General features: G+C 64.5%; 13 protein-coding genes and 2 pseudogenes. 9 read left to right on the top strand and 6 right to left on the bottom strand.

The window, feature by feature from the left end:
- The 3 genes and pseudogenes from JWP83_RS28210 to JWP83_RS28200 form a co-directional block, all read right to left on the bottom strand.
- A pseudogene (locus tag JWP83_RS28210) lies at positions 1 to 530 on the bottom strand (alpha/beta hydrolase); the annotation flags it as partial.
- A 122-nt stretch (positions 531 to 652) separates the two neighbouring features.
- Positions 653 to 1,711: an aminoglycoside phosphotransferase family protein gene (locus JWP83_RS28205; RefSeq protein WP_297738199.1), complete on the bottom strand. Its 1,059-nt coding sequence runs from the start codon at positions 1,709 to 1,711 to the stop codon at positions 653 to 655.
- A gap of 1,019 nt (positions 1,712 to 2,730) precedes the next feature.
- Positions 2,731 to 3,990, bottom strand: coding sequence for a hypothetical protein (locus tag JWP83_RS28200; RefSeq protein ID WP_297738197.1), 1,260 nt, complete (start codon positions 3,988 to 3,990; stop codon positions 2,731 to 2,733).
- 490 nt (positions 3,991 to 4,480) lie between these two features.
- On the opposite strand from JWP83_RS28200, the gene JWP83_RS28195 reads away from it, so the two are divergent.
- From JWP83_RS28195 to JWP83_RS28180, 4 genes are all read left to right on the top strand, one after another.
- Positions 4,481 to 4,606 carry a hypothetical protein gene (locus JWP83_RS28195; protein ID WP_297738195.1) on the top strand — a complete coding sequence of 42 codons (126 nt, stop codon included), beginning with the start codon at positions 4,481 to 4,483 and terminating at the stop codon, positions 4,604 to 4,606.
- A gap of 1 nt (position 4,607) precedes the next feature.
- Positions 4,608 to 4,754 carry a hypothetical protein gene (locus JWP83_RS28190; protein ID WP_297738193.1) on the top strand — a complete coding sequence of 49 codons (147 nt, stop codon included), beginning with the start codon at positions 4,608 to 4,610 and terminating at the stop codon, positions 4,752 to 4,754.
- Positions 4,755 to 4,953: 199 nt separating this feature from the next.
- Complete coding sequence (locus tag JWP83_RS28185) at positions 4,954 to 5,517, top strand: phosphotransferase (protein ID WP_297738190.1); 564 nt, start codon at positions 4,954 to 4,956, stop codon at positions 5,515 to 5,517.
- A gap of 241 nt (positions 5,518 to 5,758) precedes the next feature.
- The gene (locus JWP83_RS28180; protein WP_297738188.1) at positions 5,759 to 5,917 is read left to right on the top strand and encodes a hypothetical protein; all 159 of its coding nucleotides are present in this window, start codon (positions 5,759 to 5,761) and stop codon (positions 5,915 to 5,917) included.
- Positions 5,918 to 6,432: 515 nt separating this feature from the next.
- Here JWP83_RS28180 and JWP83_RS28175 read toward each other — a convergent pair.
- Positions 6,433 to 7,569 carry a M20/M25/M40 family metallo-hydrolase gene (locus JWP83_RS28175; protein ID WP_297738186.1) on the bottom strand — a complete coding sequence of 379 codons (1,137 nt, stop codon included), beginning with the start codon at positions 7,567 to 7,569 and terminating at the stop codon, positions 6,433 to 6,435.
- 350 nt (positions 7,570 to 7,919) lie between these two features.
- Here JWP83_RS28175 and JWP83_RS28170 point away from each other — a divergent pair, with 350 nt between their 5' ends.
- Together JWP83_RS28170 and JWP83_RS28165 are read left to right on the top strand one after the other, a co-directional pair.
- Positions 7,920 to 8,153, top strand: coding sequence for a hypothetical protein (locus JWP83_RS28170; RefSeq protein ID WP_297738184.1), 234 nt, complete (start codon positions 7,920 to 7,922; stop codon positions 8,151 to 8,153).
- Positions 8,154 to 8,262: 109 nt separating this feature from the next.
- Complete coding sequence (locus JWP83_RS28165) at positions 8,263 to 8,634, top strand: leucine zipper domain-containing protein (protein WP_297738182.1); 372 nt, start codon at positions 8,263 to 8,265, stop codon at positions 8,632 to 8,634.
- 519 nt (positions 8,635 to 9,153) lie between these two features.
- Here JWP83_RS28165 and JWP83_RS28160 read toward each other — a convergent pair.
- Complete coding sequence (locus JWP83_RS28160; protein ID WP_297738180.1) at positions 9,154 to 9,477, bottom strand: hypothetical protein; 324 nt, start codon at positions 9,475 to 9,477, stop codon at positions 9,154 to 9,156.
- An 842-nt stretch (positions 9,478 to 10,319) separates the two neighbouring features.
- Here JWP83_RS28160 and JWP83_RS28155 point away from each other — a divergent pair.
- Together JWP83_RS28155 and JWP83_RS28150 are read left to right on the top strand one after the other, a co-directional pair.
- A complete protein-coding gene (locus JWP83_RS28155; protein ID WP_297738178.1) occupies positions 10,320 to 10,616 on the top strand; it encodes a hypothetical protein in 297 nt (98 codons plus the stop codon).
- 126 nt (positions 10,617 to 10,742) lie between these two features.
- Positions 10,743 to 11,042, top strand: coding sequence for an antibiotic biosynthesis monooxygenase (locus JWP83_RS28150; protein ID WP_297738176.1), 300 nt, complete (start codon positions 10,743 to 10,745; stop codon positions 11,040 to 11,042).
- 61 nt (positions 11,043 to 11,103) lie between these two features.
- Here the strand turns inward: JWP83_RS28150 and JWP83_RS28145 are convergent, their stop codons facing one another.
- On the bottom strand, positions 11,104 to 11,259 hold the full coding sequence (locus tag JWP83_RS28145) for a hypothetical protein (RefSeq protein ID WP_297738201.1): 156 nt from the start codon (positions 11,257 to 11,259) through the stop codon (positions 11,104 to 11,106).
- Positions 11,260 to 11,329: 70 nt separating this feature from the next.
- Between JWP83_RS28145 and JWP83_RS28140 the strand changes: the two are divergent.
- Positions 11,330 to 11,515, top strand: a pseudogene (locus JWP83_RS28140) (integrase); the annotation flags it as partial.
- Positions 11,516 to 11,800 lie beyond the last annotated feature (285 nt).

Below are 11,800 nucleotides of genomic sequence, written 5' to 3'. Positions count from 1 at the left end.
AGCTGCCGTTCGGCCAGCGCGAGTGACAGGTAGCCTCCAGCGGAGTCACCCGCCAAGACGATCTGGTTGGGCTCGTAACCCCGGCCACGCAGCCACTGGTACCCGTCATAGCAGTCATCGAACGCCTCACCGATCGAGTGCTTGGGCATCATCCGGTAGTTCATCACCAGCACCGGGGTATCGGCGTACTCCGACAAAGTGGTGACGAGCCGGTCATGCGTGTTGACGCCACAGGTCAGGAAGCCGCCACCGTGCATGTACAACACGATGCGCCGGCTGCCGTCAGCAGGCAGAACACGGGCAGCGCGGACCAATCGCGCGGTGCAATGCGGCAGCCGAATCGTCTGACGAACGCTGCCCGGCACGGGCGCCACAGCCCGGGCGGCGAAATCGACGAGCCCCCATGGCCACGGCGCGTTCGCCATGTGGCTGCCAATGGATAGAGCTGGGCGGATCGTAATCCGAGCACCGAACCAGAGAAGCCGGCCGGCGACACTCGGATCATCCTCCACGAGCTCCCGAACGGTGGCTGAGCTCCGCCCGTCGAACATGATCGACGTTCCCCGGCGAGCCGCGGCGACATCGGCTCCGACAGCGGCCAGGCCACCAGGCCGACCCAGTTCTGTGAGCGTTCGTTGTCTGTTTTGCATGATCAGCCGTCCGCCTGATATCCCGGGGCCTGTGCGGCGACGGCGTCGAGCACCGGGGCCACGTTGGTGGCCCACCAGGTGTGGTGGTTGGGATGGGTGGCGCACTTGCGCCACAAGTCGACTACATGGTGCAGCCAGGTCAGCAGAATGGCAACGCGCTCGTCGATGCGCTCACGGTCGCCAATGTCCGCGTCCAATCGGTCGCGTGCGGCACGCAGCGCATTACGCTCGCGGTCCCAGAGGCCGCCCGCCCGTAGCCGCTCAGCGACCACTGTGCCCAGCTCAGCTCGCTCCACCTGGCAGCTCGCCGTCAGGATCATCAGGTACTCGTCGATCAGCGCCGGCTGGCCCGGCCTCGCCCCGCCCCAGTCCACAATGCCGGTGACCGCGCCCCGAGCGTCGGCCACCCGAACGTTGCCGGGGGTGTAGTCGCCGTGCGTCCAGCTCACCGGCATGCGCCGGCCAACCAGGACCCGCCGTAGCATCGTTCCAAGCCGGTCCATCTCGGGAACCAGGCGGGGATCCAGCCGCCGGCACATGTCCGTCAGGCCCGCCAGCGGTTCGACGACCCATCGCCGCAACAAGCAGACGTTGTCGATGACGACGAACGTGGCAGTCTGCCGGTGCAGCGGCGCGATGGCGCTCAGGGCCGCGGCGGTCAGCTCCTCGACACGGTTCGGGTGGCGCGCCAGCACCTTTGCTAGGTCGATTCCCGGCCGATAGGATTCCACGGACACGGTCGGATCGGCGCGCTCGTCGAAGGCCAGGATCCGCGGCAGCAGTTCGCGCCATTCTTCGGCGAGTCCCGGGTGGATGGCGAGTTCGGCGAGCACGCGCCGCTGCGTGCGCAGTTCCGCGGCTCTCAGCGGGCCGCGGGCCACCTTCAAAACCGCCGCGGGCGGTCCCTGCTCGGGACGCAGCAGGATCACGGCCGTGTCGCCGACGAGTTCCGGCTGCGGCGTGCTTAGTTCGATGTCGATAAGATCGATCGGGAGATCATTGACGTCGATCAGCCAGGCCGATGAGATTGGCGCTGTTGACCTGATCCGCCTTGTGCTCATTGGCCGGCCACCGCCGACGCAGTACGGAGGGGGCGCACAGCAGCACGAAGTTGTCGCGGTGCCTGCCCGAGATAGAGCAGAGCGAGCGGATGTTCGGTTGCTCCCGTGGGTTCTGCGGGCTTGAGCGCCGACACGCCGTATCCCCCTTCGGTTGAGTTCGAGGACGAAACGCTGGTCATGTTTCGGCTGCCAATCTGACGTGAAGTGCTGCGCCACTCGCAGCCTGAGCGAGAAAGTTGGTACAAAATGCGACCCGGACCACGTCTTGGTCGCCCCGCCGGTCCGGCCGGAATCTCGATGGGGTTGGTTCAGCGCCGACGAAACCTGTTTGGCGGTCGGCGCCGACCAGCCCTGACGACCGTTGGTCCTGCTGCGGCCCGCGGCGGGTCCCGTGCGGCGTGGACATTCGCACACCGCGGTTCCGATCGTCTTTGCCGATGCTCTGCCCGTCTCGGCCTAGGAACGCGATCCAGTTGATAGCTCAGCGTGTTATCCACCGCCTGCCTAAGGTCCCATGCTGCTCCTAACAAGCCGGCGTGGAGGCGGGCCGCGGCTACGGCGCCTGAGTGCGACCATACCGATGATGCACTTATAGGCCAGTTTACATACTAATTGGCGCCACGCACAGGAAGAGCAAAACTTTTAGTCTAGGAGACCTCGCAAAGCGCCCCATACACTCGGGATGTCGCGTCCCGAAGAACAGACCACGCGGACCGTGCCGGAAGACTTCGACGGATACAGCGCCGCCCCAGCGAGTCAGCGCGTGGTCGACGTGAAGACGTCAGCGGTGCGGGGAGTGGGTCTCAAAGCGGGCATCGGAGAAGATCTGCACGCCGACAATTTGAGAACGCCTTCGGGCTACTGCGCCAGGTGCTCCGGCGGGTTGTCGGCCCGATCCCGGGTCCCCACGCCGGAAGGACGGGGATGCTCAGGCGAGACCACGACCCCGCTGCCCCGGCCGTTCGCGCCCGCGTCAATAGCCGGGATCGGCGGTTTGGCCGCCGGCCTCAGCGACCGCGCTACTGCATCGGCAGCTTCAGCACCCGATTGTTGCCATTGAAGGTGACGTAGAGGTTGCCGGCGGTGTCCACCGCCACATCCAGGGGTTTGCTGAGGCCGATGATCGGCAGCACGGTTTGGATGTTTGACCTGGCCGCCAACTTCACCACCCGGTTGTTGTAGTAGTCGGTGACGTACACGGCACGGGCGGTGTCGACCGCCACACCATGGGGGTAATTGAGGCCGGTGAACGGCAGCTCGGTTTGGGTGGTCGATCCGGCCGTCAACATCACCACCCGGTTCTTGCCCCAGTCGGCGACGTACACGTCACCGGCGGTGTCCACCGCCACACCACCGGGGTGATTGAGGCCGGTGAACGGCAGCTCAGTTTGGGTACGCCACCCGGCCGCCAACCGCACCACCCGATTGCGCCAGTCGGAGACGTACACGGCACCGGCGGTGTCCACCGCCACACCACCGGGGTGGTCGAGGCCGCTGAACGTCAGCTCAGCTTGGGTGATCGATCTGGTCGACCACCTCAGCACACGGTTGTTGCCCCAGTCGGCGACGTACACGTCACCGGCGATGTCCACCGCCACACCACCGGGGTGATTGAGGCCGGTGAACGACAGCACGGTTTGGGTGCTCGACCCGGCCGACCACCTCACCACCCGGTTGCCGTGGTCGGCGACATAAACGTCACCGGCGGCGTCCACCGCCACACCTGCCGGGTTTTTGAGGCCGGTGAAGGACAGCGCGGTCGGCCGGGGCCCCGACGGGGCCGCCGGCGCGGACGGGGTCCCCGTCGCGGACGGGGACGCCGGCGCGGACGGGGACGCCGGGTGCCGGTGTCCGTTGATGACCAGGTAGCCGGTGATCCCGGCACTGACGAGCACGACGATCGCGGCGATGACCACCAATATCGGTTTAGCGCGGCCTCTGCCCCCGGACCCGGCGGGCAGCTTCAGCAATCTGTGCAACTCCAGGTCGTTCAGCCGCTCACAGTCTGCGGCCGTCTGCACGTCTTCGGCCGCCAACCCGTCGCCGTCGTATTTGGCCAACACGGAGTCCAGCTCGTTGGATATCTCCTCGTCGAGCTTCTCTTGCCGTTTCTTAGCCTTCTGAACGCTGCCCACCGACATGCCAAAGCGCTCGGCGATGCTTCTGAACGACACGGGTGGGTTCTGCCGGCGCAGACGGGCGATTTCGGCGTCACCGCGGGGCTGTTGCTTAGGGTCCAGCCGGCGCAGGTCATTCGGGTCTTCTTTACTGAAATCCATTGTGCTACACAAACTTTCGTGATGTCTCAATGGTACATTGTACGTTGAAACTGGCGTCGCCGGTTCCAGCAAACACCGAAATCCGATGTATTCCAGCGTATTCCTCCGCGTATTCTAACCGCGCGAACCTCGTCCTCCTCATAATGGAAGTGGCGGGCTTCCGGGCAATCTACTCGGCCTATATCAATCACGCCGACGGGCAGCAGCAACGCGTTCGCCACGTGACGCCGGAACTGGCCTACGATCCCCGAACACGGTTCGTGCAGGGGGTGGGCGGGTCCACCTGGAACTTGCCACGGGCGAAACGCTCACCGTCGATGTCAGCGCACTGGATGACACCGGCTTCTTCCTTCGCCCCGGCGGGTATGGCGACTGGCGCGGACACAGGCATGGAGTGTAGCGCGGCGCCCTGCACGCCGACGGCGAACACATCCCAGATTGCCACTCGCCTGACGTCCTGCCTACGCTCGGTCAATTCCGCGACAAGCCGGTGCGGCTTCGGCAACGCGACGCGACGCGACGCGACGCCGAAGGCTACGGCATCTACGAGACAATCGTCACCGGAGTGCGGCCCGACCTCGGCCTGACTGCCGAATCGAATTACGGCGGCTACTGAGATGCCAATCGAATTCACAGAAGTCACAGCCGAAATCGCCGATGTAACGCTCCGCTGGCTCACCGCCGCGCTGGCCGCAAACGGAATCGACGTCGATGTCGATGCCATCGCCACCGAGCCCATCGGCACCGGGCAGATGGGTTACTGATACCGCCTGACGATCGCCTACACCCGCGGTATCGGCCCAGCCAGACTGGTGGTGAAGGTCGCGTCCGAGGGTCCCGCGCGCCGCATGTAACCGTAAGAATTCCGCGCTGCTAACTGGCAGCGCTCTCCGAAGACGGCACGGTGTTCACCCTGCTTCTGGAAGACCTCGCGCCTGCACTGCCCGGTGATCAGATCGAGGGATGTACGGTGCAGCAGGCGCACGATGCCGCGATCAACATCGCCGGGCTCCACGGCCCGCTGTGGTGCGACGAAGCCCTACGCGCCCACGACTGGCTGATCCCGATGAGTCCCGACATTGCCGACCTAGTGCTGCGTTCTTCAAGGATTCCACCGCCACGTTCGTCGACCGGTATCCCCCGAGTGACCAAACCGCTGCGATACTCACCGAATCGGCGAGAAGTCGGTCGGTGGCCTGGTGGCGCCACGACCCAGAGCCGTTCACTCTCGTACACGCCGACTACCGACTGGACAACCTCCTTTTCGCGCCCTTCGGGTCTCCCGCCCCGATGATTGCCGTTTACTGGCAAGCCTGCATGGTCGGTCAACCATTGCGCGACGTGCCATTCGTAGTAGTCAGCGGGCGCAGCCCCGAGGACCGGCGCACCGCCGAACGCGACATCGTCGCCGCCTACCACAAGCGGCTGTGCACCTTCGGGGCCAACGACTACGACCTCCAACAATGTTGGCAGGACTATCGTTTCGGAGTTTTTCACTCTCCGATGATCATTCGGAGCCGCAGCTAGCAAACGCAGTGAGCGCGGCGACCGGATGTTCACGCCGATGGCGGAGCGGTCGGCCGCCGCGATCCAGGACCTGGACGCGGTGTCCCTGTTGTAAATCGAGTGGAGGCAATCTGCAAGTGCGTCGCGTAGTCACCGGTGACGGGCACGCAGATCTGCAAGACCTGGACTTGCAGGAATGCCTGGATGAACCCGAAGACGAACTACCCGGCATCATGGCGGTCAACGAAACGGACAACCCCGGATGCATACCACCGACACCGTCGACATGGAGATCATACTGTCGGGCGAGATCCTCCTCGAACTCGACGACGGTGTCGAAACGACGCTCGCGCACGCGATCTCAACATCCAAAACGGGACCCGCCGCCCCTGGAGTAACCGTGGCGATCTACCCGCCGTGATGCTGGTAGCCATGGTCGGCGGTTCACGGAAACACTAGCGCGACAGGCGTACCAATTCATCTAACTCGGCGTTTCCCGGTGGAGCTAAGGGGATTCGAATCCCTGCCGCTAACGAGCGGGATCGAATCGGAACAAGACGGAGCGAACCTTGCACGTCAAGCCGTATTTCCACAGGTAATCCATATCCCCAAGACGTCGCGGGAAGAACACCACGCGGACCGCCTCAAGCCTTCGACCGATAGAGGTCCGCCCTCAGGTGGTTGGCGCGTGGTGGACGTGAGAACGGCGGCGGAGCGGGAGTGGCTCTCGAAGCGGAGTTCGGGGGAGATCCGCACTCCGACAATTTGAGAACGCCCTCGAGCCACACACCGGAGAATCCGGATTGACCTCAGAGTTGGCCGCGGATCCTGGTCAGACGTATTATGCTGCGCTTCACGGCAATTCGCGAACGGCGCGGCTAATCCGCTGCATCCCAATGAATTCGGCGATCAACAACTCCAAGTTGTCGCGGCGCATCAGTGGCTCTGGCCGTCGGGCCGCAGCACGAAGTCGACGACGATCGCGGCCATCGCATCCATGGCGCGGCGAGACACGACCTCATAGCCGTGCGTGCTCAGCGTTGGCAGGCACAGCAGGCCCGCCCGAGGTGTGAGCCCGTTGGCCTTGGCGTGCGAGGCGTCGGACATGAACGCGCCCAGGACCGCCGCCTGGGGCTCCAGCCCGCGGTCGGTGGCGATCCCCATCAGCCGGTCGGCGACGTCCTTGTCGTAGACGCATAGGGCGTCGCTGTAGCCGACGATGGGACCGCCGGTGACGCTGGTGCCGTATTCCTGCTCGGTGGGCCCGATCTCCAGGGCGAGGGTGAGCGTGCCGGGCAGGCTGGCGCTGGCGTGGGAGCCGCCTACCCCGCCGATCTCCTCGTTGGTGGTGAACACGGCGTAGACGTCGTCGGCGGGTCGTTCTCCGCGTTCACGTAACAGGCGAGCGGCGCGCAGCAGGGCCGTCACCGCCGCGCGGTCGTCGAGGAAGTAGCAGCCGACGTAGTCTCCGATCTCGACCAGCGTCCTCTTGCTCCGCTCGACGCACACCCGCGTGCCGGGGTGCACGCCGGCGGCCACAAGCTGCTCGCGGGTGCGGCCGGTGAAGACGTAGACGTGGTGCCAATCCAGCGCTTTGTCGCCCTGATCCGGTTTGGTTTCCCAGATCCGCGGGCTCTCCTTGGTGGTGTGTTCGGAGCCGAGAGTGAGCACCGCGGTGAGCGTCTCCTGGTCGCCGAGCACCGCGACGGGTCCTAGGCCGAAATTCCCCGGGTACATCGTTCCTAGGTGCGTCAGGTGCAGCGATCCGTCGGGTTCGATCCGCTTGACGAGCATGGAAAGTTCGTCCATGTGCGCCATGACCCGCGTCGCGGCGCCGGATCCGGCGGTCGACGCGGTCCGGTGTCGGTGGTCGGCGTCGTTGGGGGGACCGTCCGCGGCGATGTAGCCGACCAGGTTCCCGGCGTCGTCGGTCCACATGTCGTCGACGACGGGTTCCAGTTCGCGTGCACACACGGCGCGAACCTCGTCCTCTTGGCCACACGGCCCGTAGGTCCCCAGGAGTTCTTTCAAGAGTGCGTCAGTGGAATCGGGGTCGGGGTCGCGATGCGCCATTTAATCCTTTCCGTCACTGGCACCACATCTGCGCCGACGGGTTCGCTACGGCGGCAAAACGGCGCGCGTGGTCAAGAGTCCAGCCTCCACGAGATCAGTACCCAAATCGGGCGTCGGCAACCCGGTGCCCGATCACAGACCGCACGCCAGCGGCACTGACCTGCTCAAATTCGACCGACCGGGGCGGATCGCAAAGGACCCGTCACATTAGTCGTGGTGAGCGACGGGCGCGTTCGCTGCACGCCGGTAGCAGGAATTGCCCGATCCTTAACGCCTTTGAGGATTCCCGGATAGGCGTTCTCTGCGGTTGAAAGCGGGTATTCCGGCTGCCCGATGTAAAGGATTCCAAAGTGGCGAAAGATCATGGGTCCAGCGTCAAGAATGACAAACAGTATGAGGGCCTGCGCAAGAAGGGGATGAGCAAGTCCAGGGCGGCGGCGATATCGAACTCGCCGGGCGCCTCCAGCAGGGGCGGCAAAAGTTCGGGCAGCAGCCAAAGCAGCCGTAGCAGCGGTAGCGGCAGCGGCGGTAACCAGTCCCAGAAGAAGGCCGCAGGGCGCAAAGGCGGCAAGAAGTCCGGCTAGGGTTCGTAAACCCGGGAGCGGGAGTCACCGTCCGGCCAGCCTGATCACGTCATGGGTTACAGCTGCGGCGTTCGTTGATGAGTCGCGTTATAGGTGACCGTCGTGGTTCATGTCCAAAGCGCGGGTCGCCGTCGTTCATGTCATCAGTGGTCAGCTCAGCGTCACCGCGGCCGCCCAGACCTACGGGTTCTGCCGCCAGCATCTGCACCGGCTGCTCAAGCGCGATCACCAGGGCGGCTTGGAGGCCGTCGACGCCCGCTCGCGGCGCCCGGCCAGCAACCCCCGGGCCGTCAACGACGAGGTGATCGTCGCCATCGTGCGGCTCCGCCACAAAACCGTCAACCAAGGCATCGACGCCGGACCCCTTACCCTGCAATCGCAGCTGCACCAGCCCGGCCTGCCGGCGCCGTCCACCTCCACGATCCGGCGCGTCCTGCACCACCACGGGCTGATCACCCCGCAACCACGCAAACAGCGATAGCGCTATCGCTCTAGTTCTCGTTGATTCTCGTTAAACGTTACGGCACAACGGATTACAGACCCCAAGCGTTCCGTTGCTTGTCGTTGATTCTCATCGATTCTCGCTCCTATTCTACGGAATAAACGATGGATCGCCATTACGGCCCGTCATCTGCTTGGGGTGGCAGGCCGATTCCTCCCCGACTGGCCGACAACGCGCTACCAGGCGTCGTCGAGGTCCATCGGCTCCTCGTCAATTGCCTGCTGTTCCTTGGGAGTGATGCAGTTAGCGTTCCGGTAGCGACCGCGATGTACTCGCGTGCCGTTAGCTCGGCCTCACCGGAAAGCGCTGTTGCGTCTGCCCGCCAAGCTCGGAATGTGAACCATCCACCAGCCGCCGTTCCGCAGGAAGTCGACTTCGAAGCTGGACATCGGTCTCTCCCGTCTGTGACGCGCTGCCGTTGGGCATGGGAGCGCGTCAGTAGGCGGTATGCGGCTGTTACTTACCAGCGGCGGTGTGTTTCAGCCGCGTCTTGGCCGCTCAACGGTAGCCCCAGGGCCACCAGCCATAGCCGCCGTGATCACCGCCGTAGCCGCCGTGATCACCGCCGTAGCCCCCGTGATCACCGCCGTAGCCGCCGTGATCACCGCCGCCGCCGCCGTGACCACCGCCACCGCCGTGACCACCACCGCCGCCGCCGTGACCGGCCTCGACAACATTTGGGGCCACGGCAGTCGAGGCGGTTGCGATTACTGCCGGCTGAGCCGGGGTGGGGTCGGCCATGGCCGTCGGCGCTGCGGCGATAGCTACCGCGGCAGCCCCCGCCGCCAACAACGGCGTGATATAGCGCAGTCTGTTTGTCACAGTTGGACTCCTTCATCATCTAGAAACTGAACGTGCAGTCTCTAACTCGGTTCAGCGCTCGGGGAGCCGCGCTTAATTCCGGCCGGCTTGGTGATCTGCGGCTCAGTGCGCCAAGCCGCGCTCGCGGGATCTGGCCCGATGCTGGTCGGCTCCATCGCATGCTCGTGCGGCCGTCACATAACTTGGCGCTGCGAGTGCGGCGCCAAGCTGCGGGATGTGCGCGCCGTCATTCAGTTCTATTGCAGGAATATTGCTCATGATTGACTTCTCCTCCTGCGATGGCAGTCCCCCGATGTCTGGCCTATCGTCCTTGTCTTCGATAATTGCGCTCCAGCAAGCCCGTGTCGTCACTGCTGACCCCCAATAAGCTGCTCGCCAGCTGGTACCTGTGCTTACCTGCTAGCACCAAGCGACAACGATAAGATCGACCTTGTCGGACGTACTGCGCAGGCACTTTGCTGCACAACCCGGAATCGGCTGCGTCGCTGTGGAATTCGAAAGGGTGTGCGAACACCTCCTCGGAGCTGGTCTCGCCAGCATCGTGGAACCCTAGAGAAATTCCATCATGCCTTGCAGGACAGGCACTTTCGCGTATCGACACCCAACCACGTCTCGCAATTCACCGTAGGGTCGAGAGCTGGCGCGGTAACGAGGATCGACGGTGACCCCATTAGCTCGTCTTCGTGGGACTACGCGGTAAACGTTCACTCGATCGAACTGCGCGCGTTGCGAACGCCGCGCAACGAACGTTGGGTTACGGGTGTCGCTCCGTGGAGGGCAAGGTGTCGTGTGCCGAGGAGCAGTCCGAGGACGGATAGGTCGACCGCTGGTGCGATCAGGGGGTGTTGGTGTGCCACGGCGCCGGCGGTCACACCGGACGGCTGTTCCCGTTCGCGTTCCTGGACGAGGTCCGCGAGTTCTTCGCCGGACCGCTCGTGGTCGGCGGCGCGATCTCCACCGGGCGCGGCGTGCGTGCCGTTGAGACATCAGGTCCCCCTTGCGTGGTGATGTACATCGTGGCGGGGCAGGCACCCTCCGACGCCACAAACTGCGCATCCATCGAAAGATCGGGGGATGCCGGCGGCCAACACGGCCCGCGCGCCGATTGCCGGAGCCGCCGCTTCGGCGCCCTAGCCTGATAGGCCCAACCGGACCAAGTGAGTTGCTCCCGTTGGCCCGTTTCGCGCTGGCCGGCCCCTTCATAGCTTTGATCAGGGGAGTAAAGGTCGCCCCGGCAATTTCGTCGTCAATTCAGGAGACAAGTCATGGTCAAAGTAGCGTTGCTCGTTCGCCTGTTAGCCAAGCCGGGCAAGGAGCAGGAAGTAGCGGACTTTCTCACCGGTGCTCTCCCCGCGGTCGAACAAGAGCCCGCCACCACGACTTGGTTCGCGGTCCGCTTCGGGGTGCTTGAATTCGGGATCTTCGATGCCTTTCCCCATGAGGACGGGCGGCAGGCCCATCTTGTTGGCAAGGTGGCAGCGGCGCTGAAAGAGAATGCGTATCTGTTCGAAGAAACGCCGTCGATCGAAACAGCAGACGTTCTGGCGGCCAAGCTTCCCGGCTGACCGACACGACTGGCCGCACATAGCGCAGGAGGTGCACCCTGGTTCGGCGGGCGCAAGGCGGTCACCACCGTACCGACAGGATGCGGCCGAGCGCGGCGGCGTGTTCGATGCGGCAGCCGGCGTAGCGGGCGCGCTCCTCTAGCTGCGCGCGGTCGGCCGTGCGCCGGGCAGCCAGTGATGATGCGCGGTGCTCGACACCGCGTGCGCGGGGTCGCACGGCAGGACTCACACATCCGCAACTGTCGCAGCGTTCGAAATCTCGATCCCATCCGCGAAACCGCATCCGGGCGTCCTTGGCGGTCAGCGCCGGCGCAAACGTGAAGGCGGTGCAGCGGATGCTCGGACACGCTTAGGCGTCGATGACGTTGGACGTGTACGCCGACCTGTTTGACGAAGACTTGGCCGGCGTTGCGGACCGCTTGGACGCGGTCAAATGTGCTGCGGACGGACTGCGGACGGCCCGAAAGGCGTAGTGATCGATTAGCGCGCTACATACGTCCTGACCTGCTCAAATGGGGTGGAGCTACGGGGATTCGAACCCCGGACCTACTCGATGCGAACTAAACCATCTGGGCGTTTGTGGCGTTGGTGGGCGTTGGTGTCGTTACAAAGCAGCAGGTCAGAAGGTTGAGTGGGTTGATCCGCGCCAAGCTGTATTGAATCTGCTGCGGCACGACTGCGGCACGGCTGCGGCAGAGCGACTAGGCCAGCAAAAACCGGCCGCTTGGCGCACTGCTTTGTTGCTCGAACGGGTGTTC

This window comes from Mycobacterium sp., from assembly GCF_025965855.1.
Taxonomy (GTDB): domain Bacteria; phylum Actinomycetota; class Actinomycetes; order Mycobacteriales; family Mycobacteriaceae; genus Mycobacterium.
The sequence above is the reverse complement of the archived record's forward strand: the minus strand, read 5'-3'. Positions and strand labels throughout refer to the sequence as shown.